Below are 19,741 nucleotides of genomic sequence, written 5' to 3'. Positions count from 1 at the left end.
ATTTATAAAACCAGAATATCCGGCCGCATAAGCTTGTATCCCTCATATTCAGCTTCTATATATGCATATTCGCCCGTATGGGTGATGATTTCATTTTTGTCCTCCAATACAAGGATGGTGTCCTCGGACTTGGTCCCCGTAATAGACGGATTCCACGCAAAAGCCTGGTCTGCGCTTACTGTTTGGTCAATGTTCGGGGTAGCCCTGTATTCCCTCGGCGCATATCCGGTCAATCCGCCCTGATGATGCTTCTTCCACTCCTCTGGGTACCCCACATCGCTATAGCAGGCCACTGCCTTATTGAATATATCCTTCACGCTGTTACCGGGCCTGGTATTGCTGATGAAACACGTATCTATTTTGGCCACTGCCTTATGCTTTTTCAGGATATCATCATCGAGCGCTCCAAGGCTTGCCAGTCGAGTAGCAGAGGCAACAAGCCCCCATTTGCGCCCGCCTATCGCTATCATGCAATACTTGGCCAGCCTATCGTCTGTTGGCAATGGATGCCTATATGATGATATACGCCGGTCAAAAGCAACGAGTAGCGTAACCGGCTCTATACCCAGTGACCACAATTCACGGCTAGCCATACCCGCTACTTCAAATTCGCTCATGCCTTCTCTCAACTGTCTGCATACCCTTTCCACAGCCCTCGCGGTATTTAGCCCAAGCCATCTGTATCTCTCTTTTTCCTGCTCGTTGAGCCGGCTTCTGAGCTGTACGAATTGCCGGTTGAGTTGGATATCGGTACAATATTTGCCTTCCCCTATTATTTGTTCGATCAAGCACTGCTTTTGATCTTCATCAAACCACGGAAATTCCTTGAGCGTAACCAGTTGCCCGTTTACTTCTTCATCAGCCAATCTACCCGACTCGATATTATTGGCCAGCAAATATGCTGCATCGGATGTGACAAGTATCGAAGCACATGAATTCTCAGACGCTATCCCTATGAAACCTCGGCCTCCTGTGAGCCATGAAAAATTAGCCTGGCTGTTTATCAATATGCCGTCAAGGTCTTCGGTTTTCATCAAATTCCTTATGAGATTCAGCTTATGTAAAAATTCCTCTTTATTCAAAACATCATCCTCCTAAAAGCGCCCTGTCAGTTTGAGCAGTATCCGGGGCAAAGCATCATTGGATGTCCCCCACGGCTTATCCTGATTGCGGTAATCATATTTATCTATAAACCAATCGAGGTCGGCCTGCACACGCTGCATATTGCTAATCTGAACGGGCCATATGGCCTGTATGAATTCGTCCGCAGCTTTGCCTGGCATGATATCGCGCGCCATGATAAGCACGTCCTTGAAATGGCGCAGGCAAAAGCCTTTGGATTGCATCAACGTACCCTTAAAGCTTTCGTCATGCTGCCATAGGTGCAAAATAGTATATTCATAGCGTTTCATGGAATTATCCAGCTTATCGCATACAACGCAGCTATCCAAAGCACCCTCTATATATGTTATTACAGCCTCCACGCTGTCGACGCTGCCACGGCCCAAAAACGACCGTTTAGCGGCGGTATTTGTCGGAGCCATACCCGCTAATTCGTCCATGATCTGGCGCGATCTCGTTTGAGCCATCAGCGCTACGGGTAGTTTATTGCCGGCATTTTGATAGAGCAGTGCATAATGGCGTCGGCAAAAGCCTTTTTTATTGACATCGATGCGATTATCCGGTTCCATAACCGAGCCTCCGAGATAAAATTCTATGTATTGCTTTTCAGCTTTAGCCTCCAGCCAACACAAAGGACATTCGCTGCCTTCTTCAAACGCCTCCCATACCGGTATGGTGTCCAAATGATACTTAATAGGCAATGTGCGTAATACTCCTCATCTTTCTATAAGGCGTTTGTTGTCTGTAAGTGCCCCTATTTCTCTCCTAGAAGGCAAGCCTTCCACATCGCCCACTATAGTGGTGGCAAATCCACCGCAGGTATTGGCCAGACCGACAGCCTGTTCAAGCGGCATACCTTCCAATACCCCCGTTAAAAAACCTGATGCAAAAGCATCGCCGGCACCTACGGTATCTATGACTGGTCCAGCGTCAAAGGCCGGCGACATTATCTCCTCGTCACGCGTTACGGCCATCGCACCTTCTTTCCCAAGTTTAACGGCCACAGTAGATGCTCCGAGCTTTAAGAATTCTTCAGCGATGGCTTTAGGATCCCGGCTGTCGAACATTATCTCCCCCTCATCTATCCCGGGCAGCACTATATCGGCGTATCGGGCCATTTCTTTGAGTACCCCGGCTGCCTGCTGGCCGCTCCACAGCTTGAGCCTTATATTGGGGTCGAAGGAAACCGTGACGCCGGAAGCCTTGGCTATCTCCATGGCCTTAAACACCGTTTTCCTGCAACTATCGCTAAGAGCCGGCGTTATACCACTTACATGCAGTATACGCCCGTTCTTTATATAATCCTCATCCAAATCCGCAGGCGACATCGCGCTGGCCGCCGATCCTTTCCTGTAATAATATACCGTAACATCGCCGCTGGCTCTTATCTCCTTGAAATACACGCCAGTTGGATGCACTTCATCGAATATAACCCTTGACGTATCTACCCCTTCACCTCTTATGAAGTTGTTTATAAATCTGCCGAACGGATCATCCCCCAACCGACTTATCCATCCGGCCGAATGGCCTAGCCTGGATACTCCTATGGCCACATTGGATTCGGCGCCGCCTATAAGGCGCTTAAAATCGGCTATGTACTGCAGCGGCCCGGATGATGCCGGGTTAAATACCGCCATGGTTTCGCCTAAAGTTATCAGCTCAGGCATTACATCGCATCCTTTCATATAATGGCATGATGAATTTGGATATAATTATTGCTTCATTTTTTTATTTAATTATATCATATAGTTATCCAATTTGATATGCTATAATATGAATGTATAATAGATGCGGAGGTAAAAGAGATGTTAAGAGTTGCTATGTTAAGCGGATGGCATGTTCATGCACGCGGTTATGCCAATCAACTTAAAAATATGCCTGATGTAGAAATAACAGCGGTATGGGATGAAGATTCCCAACGAGGTAAATCCTGGGCTGATGAGCTTGGCGCTGATTTCGAGCCCGAATTAGACGCGCTGTTGCAACGCGATGATGTAGACGGCGTAGTGGTCACTGCTCCCACTAATATGCACCGCGATATTATGGTGGCAGCCGCCGGCGCGGGCAAGCATATATTCACCGAAAAGGTCATGGCATTGACTGTACAGGAATCCAACGATATAGCAGAGGCCGTCAAGAAATCCGACGTTAAGTTTTGCATATGCTTTCCGCATAGAATAGAACCTGCAAACCTTTTTGCCAAAACGGCCATAGACAACGGACTGCTCGGTGATGTAACGCTGTTAAGGGTGAGAAATGCCCACGATGGGGCTTCGGCCAACTGGCTGCCCGAATACTTCTATGACCCGATACAGTGCGGGGGCGGTGCTATGATGGATTTAGGCGCACATCCTATGTATTTATGCCGCTGGCTGCTGGGCGAACCAAAATGCATAAGCGCAATGTTCAATAGTTTCACCGCTAAGCCGGTAGAAGATAACGCCGTAGCGGTAATAGAATTTAAGAACAAAGCTTTGGCTGTAGCCGAAACCGGATTCGTATCCTCACACAGCCCATTCTCGCTTGAGGTATATGGCACAGCAGGCAGTTTGCTAATCGGCGGCGTTGATGGCAAGGTACACCTGCACTCTGATATGACAAGCGTCGATATGAAGGGATGGCTAGTTCCCGATAACTTACCTGAACGTCTGCCGCATCCCATCGAGCAGTGGGTAAACGGCATTTTGCATGGCGCACCCATATATTTCGGCATCGAAGAAGGAATACAATTGACAGAACTCATGCAAGCCGCATACATATCCTATAAAGAGGGACGCAAAGTAGAATTTCCTATCATATAACAACTTAAACATATATGCCTTGCTATGGCTGTGAAACCGGGCCACTGCGCAATCAAAGATCGCTGTGACCTCGCGTTTCAAAAGCCCGCTTGGCATATATGTTTAAAATACCTGTACCTTTTTTATCATTTCGCTGGTTTGTCCCAAGCGGGACACAGCTATGAGCAGCACTTTTTGCCATTACGGAGGTTGCTGCTTGCCACAGATAATACGATGTACCGCAACCTGTTATGATGTCTCGTCCGGTATATCATCTATATATTTGACACCGATGGATAAAAAATCCGCAGCTCTAACAAGAATCATGCCAAAAAACCGAATTTTTATGAATAATGTATAAAAAAAAGTCGAATTTTTATATAATCCGCCTATTGTTATGTTACCCTCTCAGCGATATAATTATACACGAAAAGCGAAATGCTTTTCTGCTAACACCACAACCTACAATACCAACACCAAACATTTTACTTATTGACCTCCTTTTAATATAGGCCGGGTGGCCCCCCACCCGGCACTAACTTTTTTAAAAGCTTTTAGGCCGTATCCAGAAGATATCCTTTTCTCTTTAAGTCATTCTCTATTTTATCCAGTATCTCTATATCATCAGCCTCCACCGTATGAAGGTGTACGCCGCCAGTTAATGATGACAGAGGTTCTACGCCTTTTTGATTTATCTTATGCATAAAATCCCGTATATCGCTGATAGACGACAGCATGAGAAGGCCGCGCAGTTCGCCGTAGACTTTATGCTCTATTATCACGTCTATGACCTTGCCACCCAATGAAACAATGGTGCATAATTCATCTTCGATCTGCTCCGGCGTATGGCGGCATGCGAATACGCGGCTCACCTTCTGCTTTATGGCATCAGGCAGCATATAGCCCTGCGGCGTGGCTATTATATTTATGCCGGCCGCTCTCAATATAGCTATGTCCTGCACTATGACCTGGCGGCTGACATCAAATGCTGTAGCCAGATCAGTACCGGTTATAGGAGCTTTGGCTGCCTTCAATTTATTCAATATGCCCTCCCGGCGTTGGGTACCATTGAACACAATCTCACCCCCTCTATATACGGTTCAGATACTCCACTACTAAATCCCCCATTTTATCAGTCCCTACAAGCTTCATATCATTCTCCATAATATCCGCCGTCCGGTATCCATCCTCTAGCACCTGAGCTACGGCACGTTCTATCATATCGGCCTGATGCGTCAGGTCGAAACTGTAACGCAGCATCATGGCAACCGACAGTATAGTAGCAAGTGGATTCGCCTTATCCTGGCCTGCTATATCAGGCGCCGAACCGTGTATGGGCTCGTAAAAGCCTCGCTTGGTATCCCCAAGGCTGGCTGACGGAAGCATGCCCAGTGAACCTACCAGCATAGACGCTTCATCGCTTAATATATCGCCGAACATATTACTGGTCACTATGACATCAAATTGATGCGGATTCCTTATAAGCTGCATAGCGCAGTTATCGACATACATATGATTCAGCTCCACGTCAGGGTATTGCTCGGCCACGTGCGTTATTGTTTCACGCCATAAGCGCGAGCTCTCCAATATATTTGCCTTATCCACCGATGTCACTTTGCGGCGGCGTTTACGTGCGGTATCAAAAGCGACGCGGGCTATGCGTTCAACTTCAGGCACACTATAGCATTCGGTATCATATGCCCTGTCACCGTCCCTGCCGCGTTGGCCGAAGTATATACCGCCTATGAGCTCGCGCACCACCAGCACATCTATGCCTTCGCCTATTATTTCCTCTTTCAGCGGCGATGCCTTTTTCAGTTGTGGGAACAACACCGCAGGCCGTAGATTAGCAAATACTCCAAGGCCCTTTCTCAACCCCAGCAGCGCCTGCTCCGGCCTAATGTCACCGGGTAGATTATCCCATTTGGGACCGCCCACAGCCCCTAGCAATACTGCATCGCTGGCCAGGCAAATATCCAACGATTCTTTAGGCAAGGGATGGCCGGTTTTATCTATAGCGGTTCCGCCAGCTAATACCTCAGTAAATTCGAATTCTATTTCGCCCGGCCTTTCTATTGCCTTCAGCACTTTTACAGCTTGCTTTATTATATCCGGGCCTATGCCATCGCCCGGCACCAGTGCTATTTTGAACATATGTATCCCTCCGACTCTATGTTAATCCATCTTTTTATAAATTGTATCACATTATAGCATGACAGGGCAAAAAAATGTTATAAATAAAGCTTCTCTCTGTTAACAAAGGCAGAAAGAAGCTTTATTATCTCCGCTATAGCAGAGGATCAGCAGCCCAAAATCACGCGCACCTCATGTTCCCCATCATCCGCAAATACTGGCAGTACATTGCCCTCAACCGGATATCCGTCTACGGTCATCGACTTCACGCCCTTACATACATGCTCGGGGTTTTCTACCGTTATAGTATATCTGACGCCCCTGAACATCCTTTTAACTGTATAACCGTTCCAGTCCGGCGGTATGCATGGGTCAATGACCAGGCCATCGTAATCCGGCTTTATGCCCAGTATCCACTGCGATATGGCCACAAAATTCCATGCAGCCGTACCTGTCAGCCATGAATTCTTGGCCTCACCGAACCTCTTTGCATCCTTGCCAGCTATCATCTGCGAATACACATACGGTTCCATCCGGTGTATATCGCTTCTTTCCTCCACATAAGCCGGCGCTATCTTTTTATAGTATTCAAATGCCCGTTCCCCTCTGCCGATAACCGTCTCAGCTATCATCACCCACGGGTTATTATGGCAGAAAATACCTGCATTTTCTTTATATCCCGGTGGATAACTGGATATTTCACCAAGATTGACATAGTATCGGGTAAAAGCCGGATTAAGAAGCACTATGCCGTACTTCGTATCCAGATACTTTTTCACCGAGTCCAACGCTTTTACGGCCGAACCGTCTTCCAGCCCCATGCCGGCCATAATGCAAAATCCCTGCGTCTCTATGAATATCTTGCCTTCTTCATTTTCCTTGCTACCTACTTTATTGCCGCAATCGTCATATGCTCTCAGAAACCACTCGCCGTCATAGCCGTATTTCATAACGGTTTCTTTCATCTCATCTATATAATGCCGGGCAATATGCGCTTCCTCATCGAGGCCCCGGCGCCTGCAGATTTCCGCATACTCTTTGCCTATAAATACGAACATAGCGGCTATAAGCACCGATTCAGCCACTTTACTATCTTTATTGGTCGTAGTCTGAAACGATTGATCAGGCTCAGTCGAGAAACAATTCAAATTCAGACAGTCGTTCCAATCGGCCCTGCCTATTAGCGGAAGACCATGGGGGCCTAAATTATTTACTACGTGATAAAATGATCTCTTTAAATGCTCGAACATATCGGCTGCCTTGGAAGAATCGTTATCAAACGGCACTATTTCATCCAGTATGGAAAAATCGCCTGTTTCCTTCATATACGCAGCGGTCGAGAGTATGAGCCACAGCGGGTCATCGTTGAAATTTCCCCCTATCTCGTTATTGCCCTTCTTGGTAAGCGGCTGATACTGATGATAGGCACCGCCATCTTCAAGTTGTGTGGCAGCTAAATCTAATATTCTCTGCCGCGCCGTATCCGGCACCTGATGCACAAAGCCAAGTATATCCTGATTGGAGTCTCTGAATCCTATACCCCGGCCTATGCCGGATTCAAAGTAAGAAGCGCTCCTAGAAAGGTTGAACGTAACCATACATTGATATTGATTCCATACATTCACCATGCGGTCTAATTTTGGGTCAGCGCTGTCCACATGATATTTCAGCAAAAGCTCATCCCAATAACGCTTTAGGACATTCAAGGACTTATCCACCTGCTCGGTCGTCTTAAATCTTTCTATCATGGCCAGCGCTGGTTTTTTGTTTATAATACCTTGAGATTCCCATTTCTCATCCTCGGGATTCTCGACATAACCGAGTACAAATACAAAATCCCTCTCCTGACCGGGCTGCAGCACTACATTTATGCTATGAGAGGCTATGGGCGACCAACCGTCGGCTACTGAATTATTGGACTTGCCGGCTGTCACTGCCCGCGGTGCATCAAAGCCGTTATAAAGGCCGATGAAGCTCTCTCTATCCGAATCAAACCCGCTTATATCGGCATTGACCGAATAGAATGAATAGTGATTGCGTCGCTCCCTGTATTCAGTCTTATGATATATAGTCGAGCCAATGATTTCCACTTCGCCCGTATTGAAATTTCGTTGAAAATTTGTCATATCATCGTAAGCATTCCACAGGCAGAATTCTACAAAGGAGAATAGCGTTATTCTTTTCTCCCGATCGCCAATGTTTTTTAGTGTTACGCGGTGTATTTCCCCATTGAAATCAAGCGGCACAAAAAACAAAACCTTAGCTTCTATGCCATCTCTTTGCCCAGTTATGGAGGTATAGCCCAACCCGTGTCTGCATTCATAACTGTCCAGATCTCTTTTAACCGGCATCCAGCCCGGTGACCAGAAGTCGCCGTTATCGTATATGTAAAAATATCTTCCCCCACTGTCTGTAGGTACATTATTGTACCTATACCTAGTAATGCGCCTTAAGCGCGCATCTTTATAAAAGCAATAGCCGCCGGCAGTATTGGAAATAAGGGAGAAGAAATCCTGCATACCGAGATAGTTTATCCATGGATACGGTGTCTGAGGTGTGGTTATGACATATTCCTTATTATCGTCGTCAAAATAGCCATATTTCAATTAGTATACCCTCTTTCTATAACCTGATTTGCTACCTTATACAATTCTATACCGTCAATACGGCTTTTTCAATATATCTTAAGTTGTATTAAAACCCCATCGATGGCCGGACATGAGCAAAGCTATTATCGCAGCAGTAATCCCGCCTACAATACCGAACAGTGCTAAAACCAGCAACACTGTATCTGCCATTGATCGTTTTACCTCATAGTGCTCATTTATTGAATTAATGATTATTCATGTGTGTAAGGTTATAAGCATTTCTAAACTGGGTGGGAGTTATACTTTCTAACTTTTTGAACGTCCTCATAAAGTATTTTTCATCCGTAAAACCTACTTCATAGGCTATTTCTTTTATCGTTTTATCGGAGTTGACCAGCATAGATTTAGCCTTATTCAATCTGGTTGCAGTAAGATACTCTTTAAAACTCAATCCGATTTTCTTCTTTATCATTTTGCAAAGATAGGGAGAACTGTAGTTGAAGTGTCTGGCTACCTCATCGAGCGTCATATCGCGATCCATATTAGCCCTTACCCATTCCAACAATTCATTAAATCTTGCCTCCCGCTCATCCATAGCATATGTAAACGTATTTATCTCAGCAGCTTGTTCGGTCAGTTCATACAAAACAGCGCTCAAAATATGATCGGATTCCTTTTTGGCATAAACATTAAAATTCGATGTATGAAGCATGCAACGAAACAGTATATCCGCTCTTTCTATTTTAGGATAAACTGAAAATATGGGAATAATTATATCGCTGCTTTGGCCAACGGTTTTGGCTCTTATCAAGGCATCTATTGCAGCTCCTTCGTCCATTATCTCATAATAACCCTGACAATAGAAATGACACCAGTAATAAGAAATCTCTGGTTCCGAAACCTTATAGCCGAAATGCGTCATACGCGGCAGCAGCACAAGAGCGCTTTGTGGTATGAGTTCATACTTCTCGTCTCCTTGTTGTACGTAAACCTTGCCACTTAAACCCATCAATATAACAAAGCTATCTATATTCCTTTTTGTATGGCACCATTGGCTTTCGGACACAAATTCTCCACTGGATACATATCGTACCCCCGTCTCTTTAGGTATCCTCAGGAACTGCATAACCGCTCACCACCGTTCTCTTTCAGAATATTTTATCGATTTTATTCTACCATACGCGGGGCATTGATTCAATTAAAATGGGGCAGGACAAAGCCAGCCGTCCTGCCCCATAAATTTTATACTTGCCTTAACCACACCATCATTTCACCTTCGCCGCGATTATTCCACGCATAATATGGCACAAGCTTTACAACAGTTTCTTCATAGTCCTCATCTATTTGTCTATAAAGTCCATCATACCCATCTGCTTTAGCACGCCTCGCTTTTGCCGTTATATAGCACACGCCGCCCAGTAATTCTTCATCATACACAACTGCAAAGTCCGGCTCGGCTAAAAGCTTAATGTTCGCTATGTTAGGCCCGTTGTCTGCTTCCTCTGCACAGTAGACTACAGGGCCCCTTTGTATGGCAACTTTGCCTGCATCTGCACGCACTTCAGGATTGGCCCGCATCATCATCACTGGCATGTCCAGCATGAGTTCTACTTTATCTCCTGCAACCCATGCTCTCGTTATTACGGCATATCCCTTATTTTTCTCATGCTCTTGAATTTCCTGTCCGTTTATCTTTATGCTCCACTTTTTGCACCAATCAGGAATCCTGAAGGCTAAAGAAAACGTAACTGGGGTATTCGATGTCACTGTAAAACTGATGCTCCCATCCCATGGATAAACTGTATCCTGCTCTAACATAATTTCTTTGTCGTTTAGGTTAAACTTGACTTGTCCATCCATGTACAGATTCACAAATAGCATATTCTTATCTTCGTCAAGTGCATATACATACTTGCCTATCGATGTAAGGAGCCTTGCAATATTAGGCGGGCAGCATGCACAGTCATACCATTTCTGTCGTTCAGTCTTAACATGGCGATGGTCTTCTCTCTTATGGCAGACCTCAGGCCAGACTTCAAGGGGATTGACATAGAAGTATCTCTTGCCATCCAACGACATAGACGCAAATACCGTATTATAAAGTGCTCTTTCCATAACGTCTATGTATTTTGCATCCTGATCCATCTTAAACATACGGTGGGCCCAGAATATAAGACCTATAGAAGCGCATGTTTCTGTATATGCCGTATCATTGGGAAGGTCATATGCAAATGTAAAGGCTTCTCCGAAACTGCTGGAACCCACCCCGCCGGTTATATACATTTTTCTTTTTACGACATCATCCCATAGCCTGCGGCAAGCTTGCGCAATAGTCTCATCGCCCGTCTCCAGAGCCACATCGGTCATGCCGCTGTAAAGGTACATAGCTCTAACCGCATGCCCTATAGCTTCCTGTTCGGTCACAGGCATATGTGCCTGGAAGTATTCCAGCTTTGATGGATCCCATAGTTCATCGAGCTTAGCCTCTCCTCTGGCCATCGCTTCTATTTTGAAGTAATAAGGTGCTTTGCCGCGTTCGCGTATGAAGTAGTGTGCCAAATCAAGATACTTTCTCTCATTTGTGGCATGATAAAGCTTTACCAGTGCCAACTCTATTTCTTCGTGTCCCGGATATCCGTGTCTTTTAGTCGACTCCGGCCCAAACATCTCGCATATATGGTCGGCCAGTCGGCAAGCCACGTTGAGCAAAGTTTTATTGCCTGTCACTTCATAATTGGCCACCGCAGCTTCTATCATATGTCCCGCACAGTAAAGCTCATGTTTGTCCCTCAGATTAGTCCAACGGGCAGAAGGTTCTTCTATAGTAAAATATGTGTCTAAATAACCATCCGCCTCCTGTGCTTTTGAAACGAGAGCTATAGCCTCCTCAAGATGAAGTTTTAAGTCATCGTCGCTTCGTAATGCCAGCGAACATGAAACAGCCTCCATCCATTTAGCAAGATCACTATCCTGAAACACAGGGCCGTAATGTTTACCACTCACTTCACCGGCAGCTATGCGGAAATTATTCACGGAGCCGCTTTTAGGTGCGCCGGGTACCTGATCATTTAATGCCTCCCACTGATAAGAAAGCGTGTTGTTTAATACCGTATAAACTCTTTTGCCTAAAAGGGATTTATTACGGGCCTTTATATTCTTCAGGTTAACGGTCTTCATATCGCTCACAATCTTTCTCCTCTCAAAATATCGATATTACTTAATTCCTCTTAGCTATAATCATAGCTTTTTTGCTGAGCATTACAAGTAGCATGAACAATATAATAGGTGGACAAATTTAACCTCTAAATGAATTACCAACGTTTTACTCATTGATTTATAAATCCATGAGTAAAACGTTGGTATATTAGTTTATATATAAACAGACGTAAATTATAGAATTATTGCCCTTTGGAAAGCTCCTCGTTTACTCTTGTTTCCAGCTCGGATAATGTGGAGTCTATGTCCCTGTCAGCATGCCAATACATATCCGTCACCTCTGTATAGATATCATTAACCTTACTGTTCCCAACCATAGCATATGGATAAACATCCGCATTTATAAACCAATCTACCATTGATTTGAACTCTTCTCCATAGATCTCTTCACTATACCATTTTTCCATACCTTCTTCAGTATACAATGATTTTCTATCAGGTAACCATAGACCTTCTTTAACATTTTGTGTCTGATATTCATCTGAAGACAAGTACGCAACAAGCTTCCATGCTTCATTAGGATATTTGGTATTCGCCCAAGCAGAATGCATATGTGCTTGAACATGGGTTACTGACTCTTTAAATTTAGGTAAAACGCCTACCCCAACTTCGAAATTCATTTGAGCCAATTCCTGCAATGACCACGAGCCATCTGCCAACATTGCAACTTTTCCCGTTTGGAGCATCTGATGTGGTTGCATTCCCACCTTCTCCAATGTTATAGCATCAGGTGCTGCATTATCCGCCTTACGCAAATTTAACACAGCTTCAAACACCTGTTTTGCCTCCGGATTATTTATAAACATTTTATCATAAGTATCATTGAAAATTTTCCCTTCATTGCCCATAATAAGAGCCGTTGTAACATATTGAGCCTCAAATCCATAAGCGCCATGTTGTGTTACTTTGTCGCCATCTTTAACAGTTAACTTTTTGGCAACTTCTCTAAATTCATCCCACGTCCATGCTTTGGCAGGGTCGCTTGGCGGGTATGGCAGACCAGCTTTATCAAATATCTCTTTATTATAGAATAACTCTGGACCGACAATACAACTGATTACACCGTACAATTTACCATCTACTTTCATCAGCTTCATGGTTCCAGGAAGAAAATCTTCCTCTTTGTATTCGCTATCTATAAAACGTTCTGTAATATCCAATAATTGTCCTCTTTTGGCCAATGTCCGGTAATAGTCAGTGGCACAGAAAAAAACATCAGGCGCAGCATTCCCTGCTAACATCGTCATTAACTTAGACAAATAATTAGTACCTGGAACTGTAGTATATTCAACCGTGATATTAGGATTGCTTTTCATGAAACTAGCTAAGCCATTCTTTACACTTTGTGTTTCTAACGGACTTGCTTCCCAGCCCATCATCTTCAAGGCAATTTTTTGATTCTCGGCTTCAGTTTGCCCATTTTGGCTTATATCGCCGCTTTGCCCATTATCGCTTTTGTTAGTTGTCCCAGAGCATGCGCTTGCAAGCATAGCTATTATAAGCAAATTTATTACCAATAAACAATATCTTTTCATTTTCACTACCTCCGAATAAAATTTAGTATAGTTACGGATCTATTTAATAATATCTTTCCTAACAAATATTTTAATTTTATATGCTAAAACATATCATGATGAATCAATATAAAACATAATATCTCACATCCTTATCCTTTCATGGAGTACTTTCAAAAACTCCGAAAGCATGTAGAATCTAGTTAAAACCTCGACCGTTTATGTCTTACTTCCAACAGTTTCGTCATATACCCATTTTTATTTTCAGGCATTTAATCTTTGCAATCGTTCTCCGTTATTTATTCTCTAAACTTGATTAAAAATTTTATATGCTAACATTCTATCTTGATCTTTTCAAATTTGTCCAATACTTAAATAAGTTTCATTATACTTTATAATTAGCTTTGCTATGGCCTTTTTAGCTTATTTTTAAACCAGTGGGGAAATTATGAGATTATCAATGTACAACAATGCCAATATACAGCATGTTATATTAGGCTTCTGTTTTTTGTTAGACCTTTTATTATAAGTCACTTTAACTGCACTAAATTACGCGGATTTTTGGCTAACTTTCGAGAGTATTCATTTTATTCCTATATACCAGTATATGTCCTATTCATCCTTCTCTTAAACCAGAAAGAGTAACACCCTTAATAAACATATCCTGTGCTGCTAAAAATACTATAAGTACAGGTAGTATACTTATACAAGTTCCGGCCATTAATGCTGGCCAATCAGTTGAATACATACCTTGCATAGAAGCTAGCCCTAACGGTAGCGTCATTTTGCTTTGAGTATTTATATAAACCAATGGTGCTAAAAAATCATTCCATATTCCCATAAAAGTGAAAATACCGAGAGTAGCAAGGGAAGGGCCAGATAAAGGTAAAAATACACGCCAATATATACCAAAAGGTGTACATCCATCTATTTTCGCGGCTTCCTCCAGTTCCAACGGCACCGTTAAGAAAAACTGGCGCATTAAAAAAGTACCAAATGGCGATACCAAGGCAGGTAAAATAAGAGCATAATGCGTATCAACCAGCCCATAAAATCTCATTAGAAGAAAATTAGGAATCATTGTTACTTGGCTCGGAATCATCATAGTACCCAAATATAACGCAAACAATGTATCTCTAAATTTAAATTTTAGACGCGCAAATACAAAACCTGCCATGGAACTTGTTATAAGCTGAGCACATACTACAATAGAGGATATTTTTAAACTATTTAGAAAAAATATCCAAAAAGGAAACCTCTCTGATATCCTTAAATAGTTTTCCCAAACTATTCTGCTGCCGAAAATCGTTGGTGGAAAAGTAAAAACCTCGTTCAACGGCTTTAATGAGGTGCTTATCATCCATAAAAAGGGGAGTATCATAGTAACTGCTCCAGACATTAATATTATATGAGAAATAATAGCGTTTCTCCTCATTTTTCCCTGCATTTCCTATATTCCTCCTTCTTAATAAACAACCCATTTTTTTTGGAAAATAAACTGTACTATAGTAACCAAAAATACTAGCAAAAATAATACGTAAGCCAATGCACTTGCATAACCCATTCTGAAATATTGAAACGCATTTTGATATAAATAATGAACTAACACTGATGTAGAACGTCCCGGCCCTCCACCTGTCATTAAAAATACTGAATCAAATACTTGAAAAGAACTTATAAAACTCATTATTAAAACAAAAAAAGTAGTGGGAGAAAGCAACGGAATGGTAATTTTTATAAACTTAGTCCACCAGCTAGCTCCTTCAATATCCGCGGCTTCATAATAAGAATTACTTATACCCTGTAATCCAGCGAGAAATAAAAGCATATTAAAACCTAAGCCCTTCCAAATATTTGTAATAATGATGGCCGGCATAGCCCATGTTGGGTCACTTAACCAAGCAGGGCCTTTTATTCTAAATAAGCTCAATATATAGTTCAACAATCCGTACTCTGGATTAAATATCCACTGCCAAACCATAGCAACAGCGACCATAGATGATATAACTGGCAAAAAATATACTGCTCTATAAAATTTAACCAAAGCAATCTTTTGATCTAAAGCAATAGCCAAAAATAACGAAATTATCACTCCTAACGGCACCGTAAATATACTATAATAAAGTGTATTAAATAGCACTTGCTTAAAAGTGGCATCATTAAATAATTCCGTATAGTTTTGTATGCCTATCCATTTTACGGGAGACATCATGTCATATTCTGTGAAACTTAAAAACAACGCAGCTATTACCGGAAATAATGTGAATATAATAAATCCTAATAAGTTAGGCAGTAAAAGCAAGCATGCCCAAAAACCGTCTGAATATATAAGTGACTTTTTAACTTTCATGAATTGTTATTGCCCCCTTACTCTCATTTCATGTGTTTATAAAATTGCTTTAAGTCATATTATGCCTTCCAACAGCCCCTATCTCTCCCTAATTACCGATCAATCTATTATCACCTCCACAAATACAAACATATTTCAAAAGTAGTTAATACAATTATAGCTTTTCATAATTCTTTGTTAAGTAGCATGAACAATATAATAGGTGGATAAATTTAACCTTGTTATAAAAAATGCTCGAGAAGTAGTTTCTATACTCGTACTTCCCGAGCTGGTTAATTGCATTGTGCCAGAGGACAATTGAATTATTCCTTAATAGCGCCTATCATAACACCTTTTACAAAGTACCTCTGTAAAAATGGATATATAAATAATATTGGCACTGTAGCCACTATAATAGTAGCATACTTTACCGTCTCGCCTATCGGTTCCCTATCCAGACCGGCTGAGCCCGCTATCATAGTGTCAGTGCTATTTGATATAAGTATTTCTCTTAATACCAGTTGTAGAGGAAATAGTTGTCTATCCCTCAAATATATCATGGCATTAAACCACGAATTCCAATGATTTACTCCGTAAAATAGTATCATTACAGCTACAACAGGCATAGACAGCGGCAAAATAATCCTGAACAAAACGGTAAAATCATTTGCTCCATCCAGCTTGGCCGATTCCTCCAGGCTAACCGGTACTCCGGCGAAGGACGTCCTCATTATTATAAGGTTGTATGCGCTTATGGCATTCGGTATAAGAAGAGCCCAACGCGTATCAGTCATACCCAAATCTTTGACCAGAAGATAAGTAGGTATTAACCCCCCGCTAAAGAACATGGTAAATGTTATCAAAAACATTATATGATTCTTAAAATATACGTTCCTCCTTGACAGGCCGTACGCCCCTAAAGTGGTCATAAATATATTTATAGTGGTACCTGCCAATACATATATCAATGTATTTTTATACCCTACCGGTATCATAGGATTTTTAAACACCAACTTATAAGCCCCTGCTGTAAAACCCTCAGGCCAAAGTAGCAGCCCTCTATGCTGCACGACGGCCGTCGGATCGCTTATAGAGGCAAAAAATACATGTAAAAATGGATAAAGGGTCACTACCATCAATAATATCATCAGCGCTGTATTAAATACATCAAATATCCGTTCGCCTATGCTCTTTTTGATATGCACGTTTATCGGCCCCCATTCACCATAAACTGGTTTCGGTCGCTTTACGGCTTATAAAGTTAGCCGTCACAAGCAAAGCGAAGTTTATAACTGAATTAAACAGCCCTACAGCCGTACTGTAACTATAACTTGCTTCCAAAATCCCCTTTCGGTATACAAAAGTCGATATGACATCGGCCGTCTCGTAAGTGCTTGTATTATACAGAAGGAGTATTTTCTCAGATCCCACATTAAGCATCTGGCCAAGCCTCAATATAAGCATTATCACTATAGTAGGCAATATGCCAGGTAAAGTCACATGCAGCGCTTGCCTAAAGCGCCCGGCTCCGTCTATGGTGGCGGCTTCATACAACTGCGGGTCTATATTCGATAACGCGGCAAGGTATATTATTGAACCCCATCCTATACCTTGCCATATATTAGATGCTACATATACCGTTCTAAACCACTCCGGTTTGATCATAAAAGGTATGGATTCTATCCCGAAACGGTTCAGCATATTATTCACCAGGCCATCCCTGGCAAGGAAATCTATAATCATGCCGCATATAACCACCAATGATATAAAATGCGGTAAATACGTCACTGTTTGAACCGTTCGTTTAAAAATATTATTTTTGACCTCATTCAATAATAAGGCTAATATTATGGGCGCGGGAAAACCAAATATCAAATCATATAAGCTTATGAGCACGGTGTTCCTTAACAAACGCCCAAAATAATAGCTGTTGAAAAATTCTTCGAAATACTTAAAACCAACCCACCGGCTTCCCCATATACCTCTAGATGGGCTAAAATCTCTGAATGCTATTTGAGCACCATATAAAGGTACATAATGAAAAACGATATAATACGTCACCACAGGCAAAAGCATTATATAAATATATCTATTTTTCACCAGATCTTTGCGAATAATATCCCATTTATTAGTGATGGGCATAATAACTCGCATATCTGTCTCTTTAGCTAAACCAGCCATAGTCTTATCCAACCCTTCATTTATAGCGATATCTTATTTTGTTATAATAGGTAGGGGTAAATGCTGCACTTACCCCTACCAGCAAACAATATATTATTTTCTGGCATTGAATCTATCCAGAGCGGTCTGCTCAATATTTATAACTTCTTCAATTCCCATGCCTTTTAACGTGTTTATATAATTATCGAAGTTGTCCAACGGCTCCTGCCCCATCACAAACTTATCAAACATTTCCTGTACATAGGTGTTTATTTCATTCATGATGGAAGCAAAACGCTGGCTTTCATCCTCTGTAAGTGTGATGGGAGGCATTTGTAAAGACGGATCGCAGCTATTAATCCAAATGTCCAGTGTTGTTTTTTGTTCAGGATAAACTAAAATCTGCGGATAGTAACGTTTATCTTGAACAAACGGACCATTGGATACAGCCATGGCGTATCTGATCAACGCATCCGAAACAGCAAGGCCGTCAGGATTATGCAATACCGCATCGGTATAAACCGGCTCGCCTTCCACCATTTTATAGCTCTCATTTTCTATACCAAAATTGAAAAGCATTTTGCCATCTTCACTGTAGCAATAGTCCAGCCATTTCACGGCCTCTTTTTGATACTTGCTTTGTGCACTTATAGCCGTACCGACGGGTTGAACGGCGTTTATGGCCATAGGACCATAGCTTTTACCGTCAGGACCGACAGGCCACGGTACACCCACCAATTTAAATGAGGAATCCTTAGATTTCATAAGATCCATAAATCTGCCCATATTACCGCTTAACATACCATAGTAAGAACCGCCTTTATTTCCAGTAACCTTGGCATCGAAGTTCTTGGTATCCGTAGCGGCATAGTCCGGATCTATGAGGCCCTCTTTATACCATTGGCGCATAGTAGTCAAATAGTCTTTATAAGACGGCTCCATGGGCCCATATTTAATCTTTCTGGTGTTCGGGTCCCGATAAAAATTGTGCATTATACCATAAGCATATTCAAAATACTGGACACGCGATTGGCCTATAGCTACAAATGGCAATTCATCGGCTTGTCCGTTACCATTCGGATCTTCTCGCTTAAAAGCGGTTAGAACGCTGTGCCATTCGTCAATGTTTTTAGGAGCTTCTAATTTTAGCTTTTCCAACCAATCACCGCGCATTTGAAACCCTGAACTTAATCTTAATAACTCATCTTCACGTATAAACGGAAAATAATAATATGAACCGTCGTCCAATATAGCTTCTTTCCTCCAATCGGGATGTTCTTCCATAAGCTTGGTGAAGTTCGGAGCGTATTTGCTTATGAGGTCATTCAATTTCACTATAGAGCCGTCACTGATCAATTTTGAAGCTCCGCCGGCAACTGTGCTCCAATCCCAGTGTACCAAGTCCGGAAGTTCCTGAGATGCTATCATAAGATTAAATTGTTCTTTCTCTTGCCCTGTCGGGGGATGAATCCATTCTATATTTATACCGGTTAATTCCTCCATCTTTTTGAAACAGGCTACCTCATCATAGCTCGTCATACTTGCTGCCGCTTTGGCGTCCAGTGTCCAAAAATATTTTAGCGTTATAGGTTCAGATACTATAGGAAGTGTTAGGGCTTCCTGCTCCGAAGATGATGTGCTTTGTGCCGTTTCCTTATCGCCGGCACTACTCTCTCCAGCAACATCCGTAGGTACTTGCTCCGATTGACCACAAGCCGTTAATAGGCTGACAGCCAATACCAATATAAGGCTCATTACCAACCATCTTTTTGCAACCTTCATAATAGCTACTCTACCTCCATAATAAAATAGATTTTAAGCTCGCTTGATTTTTTATATCAGCGTAGCTCCTTTTGTATCTTCAATTATATGAGAGGCAGTTTAAGAATTGAATAACGA

The 19,741-nt window shown here is 42.3% G+C and carries 15 protein-coding genes; 1 reads left to right on the top strand and 14 read right to left on the bottom strand.

The genetic code is table 11. The features are described 5' to 3' along the window. Positions 1-2 precede the first annotated feature (2 nt). The 3 genes from MAHAU_RS00730 to MAHAU_RS00720 are packed head-to-tail and all read right to left on the bottom strand — an operon-like array spanning position 3 to position 2,789. Positions 3-1,082, bottom strand: a complete 1,080-nt coding sequence (locus tag MAHAU_RS00730; protein WP_013779810.1) for a M24 family metallopeptidase — start codon at positions 1,080-1,082, stop codon at positions 3-5. Between the two features lie 12 nt (positions 1,083-1,094). Next, entirely contained in the window at positions 1,095-1,823 is a 729-nt protein-coding gene (locus MAHAU_RS00725; RefSeq protein WP_013779809.1) for a DUF6062 family protein, read from the bottom strand. Positions 1,824-1,838: 15 nt separating this feature from the next. Further along, positions 1,839-2,789 (bottom strand): sugar kinase, encoded by a 951-nt coding sequence (locus MAHAU_RS00720; protein WP_013779808.1) that lies wholly within the window; start codon positions 2,787-2,789, stop codon positions 1,839-1,841. A 138-nt stretch (positions 2,790-2,927) separates the two neighbouring features. Between MAHAU_RS00720 and MAHAU_RS00715 the strand changes: the two genes are divergently transcribed. Beyond that, a complete protein-coding gene (locus MAHAU_RS00715; protein WP_013779807.1) occupies positions 2,928-3,923 on the top strand; it encodes a Gfo/Idh/MocA family protein in 996 nt (331 codons plus the stop codon). 533 nt (positions 3,924-4,456) lie between these two features. Here MAHAU_RS00715 and MAHAU_RS00710 read toward each other — a convergent pair. The 11 genes from MAHAU_RS00710 to MAHAU_RS00660 form a co-directional block, all read right to left on the bottom strand. Continuing rightward, positions 4,457-4,978, bottom strand: coding sequence for a transcription repressor NadR (locus MAHAU_RS00710; protein WP_013779806.1), 522 nt, complete (start codon positions 4,976-4,978; stop codon positions 4,457-4,459). Positions 4,979-4,991: 13 nt separating this feature from the next. Continuing rightward, positions 4,992-6,056 (bottom strand): 3-isopropylmalate dehydrogenase, encoded by a 1,065-nt coding sequence (gene leuB / locus MAHAU_RS00705; RefSeq protein WP_013779805.1) that lies wholly within the window; start codon positions 6,054-6,056, stop codon positions 4,992-4,994. A 146-nt stretch (positions 6,057-6,202) separates the two neighbouring features. Continuing rightward, positions 6,203-8,641: a glycoside hydrolase family 94 protein gene (locus MAHAU_RS00700; RefSeq protein WP_013779804.1), complete on the bottom strand. Its 2,439-nt coding sequence runs from the start codon at positions 8,639-8,641 to the stop codon at positions 6,203-6,205. A gap of 226 nt (positions 8,642-8,867) precedes the next feature. Continuing rightward, positions 8,868-9,749: a helix-turn-helix domain-containing protein gene (locus tag MAHAU_RS00695; protein WP_013779802.1), complete on the bottom strand. Its 882-nt coding sequence runs from the start codon at positions 9,747-9,749 to the stop codon at positions 8,868-8,870. A gap of 116 nt (positions 9,750-9,865) precedes the next feature. Continuing rightward, positions 9,866-11,800 carry a glycoside hydrolase family 127 protein gene (locus MAHAU_RS00690; protein WP_041644213.1) on the bottom strand — a complete coding sequence of 645 codons (1,935 nt, stop codon included), beginning with the start codon at positions 11,798-11,800 and terminating at the stop codon, positions 9,866-9,868. Positions 11,801-12,021: 221 nt separating this feature from the next. Further along, entirely contained in the window at positions 12,022-13,374 is a 1,353-nt protein-coding gene (locus MAHAU_RS00685; protein WP_013779800.1) for an ABC transporter substrate-binding protein, read from the bottom strand. A gap of 595 nt (positions 13,375-13,969) precedes the next feature. Then, complete coding sequence (locus MAHAU_RS00680) at positions 13,970-14,800, bottom strand: carbohydrate ABC transporter permease (RefSeq protein WP_013779799.1); 831 nt, start codon at positions 14,798-14,800, stop codon at positions 13,970-13,972. An 18-nt stretch (positions 14,801-14,818) separates the two neighbouring features. Continuing rightward, on the bottom strand, positions 14,819-15,703 hold the full coding sequence (locus MAHAU_RS00675) for a carbohydrate ABC transporter permease (protein WP_013779798.1): 885 nt from the start codon (positions 15,701-15,703) through the stop codon (positions 14,819-14,821). 302 nt (positions 15,704-16,005) lie between these two features. Beyond that, the gene (locus MAHAU_RS00670; protein WP_049783381.1) at positions 16,006-16,830 is read right to left on the bottom strand and encodes a carbohydrate ABC transporter permease; all 825 of its coding nucleotides are present in this window, start codon (positions 16,828-16,830) and stop codon (positions 16,006-16,008) included. A gap of 73 nt (positions 16,831-16,903) precedes the next feature. After that, positions 16,904-17,863 carry an ABC transporter permease gene (locus MAHAU_RS00665; protein ID WP_013779796.1) on the bottom strand — a complete coding sequence of 320 codons (960 nt, stop codon included), beginning with the start codon at positions 17,861-17,863 and terminating at the stop codon, positions 16,904-16,906. Between the two features lie 93 nt (positions 17,864-17,956). Then, a complete protein-coding gene (locus tag MAHAU_RS00660) occupies positions 17,957-19,624 on the bottom strand; it encodes an extracellular solute-binding protein (protein WP_013779795.1) in 1,668 nt (555 codons plus the stop codon). Between the last annotated feature and the right edge of the window lie 117 nt (positions 19,625-19,741).

The organism is Mahella australiensis 50-1 BON (assembly GCF_000213255.1).
Classification (GTDB): domain Bacteria; phylum Bacillota; class Clostridia; order Mahellales; family Mahellaceae; genus Mahella; species Mahella australiensis.
This window is presented reverse-complemented; position numbering and strand designations above follow the sequence as displayed.

Bases quoted from the DNA above. Each gene is read 5' to 3' on its own strand.
- MAHAU_RS00675 (WP_013779798.1), bottom strand. From the start codon at position 15,703: ATGAAAGTTAAAAAGTCACTTATATATTCAGACGGTTTTTGGGCATGC.
- MAHAU_RS00720 (WP_013779808.1), bottom strand. From the start codon at position 2,789: ATGCCTGAGCTGATAACTTTAGGCGAAACCATGGCGGTATTTAACCCG.
- MAHAU_RS00680 (WP_013779799.1), bottom strand. From the start codon at position 14,800: ATGCAGGGAAAAATGAGGAGAAACGCTATTATTTCTCATATAATATTA.
- MAHAU_RS00690 (WP_041644213.1), bottom strand. From the start codon at position 11,800: ATGAAGACCGTTAACCTGAAGAATATAAAGGCCCGTAATAAATCCCTT.
- MAHAU_RS00660 (WP_013779795.1), bottom strand. From the start codon at position 19,624: ATGAAGGTTGCAAAAAGATGGTTGGTAATGAGCCTTATATTGGTATTG.
- MAHAU_RS00715 (WP_013779807.1), top strand. From the start codon at position 2,928: ATGTTAAGAGTTGCTATGTTAAGCGGATGGCATGTTCATGCACGCGGT.
- MAHAU_RS00685 (WP_013779800.1), bottom strand. From the start codon at position 13,374: ATGAAAAGATATTGTTTATTGGTAATAAATTTGCTTATAATAGCTATG.
- leuB (WP_013779805.1), bottom strand. From the start codon at position 6,056: ATGTTCAAAATAGCACTGGTGCCGGGCGATGGCATAGGCCCGGATATA.
- MAHAU_RS00665 (WP_013779796.1), bottom strand. From the start codon at position 17,863: ATGGCTGGTTTAGCTAAAGAGACAGATATGCGAGTTATTATGCCCATC.
- MAHAU_RS00670 (WP_049783381.1), bottom strand. From the start codon at position 16,830: ATGATATTATTGATGGTAGTGACCCTTTATCCATTTTTACATGTATTT.
- MAHAU_RS00695 (WP_013779802.1), bottom strand. From the start codon at position 9,749: ATGCAGTTCCTGAGGATACCTAAAGAGACGGGGGTACGATATGTATCC.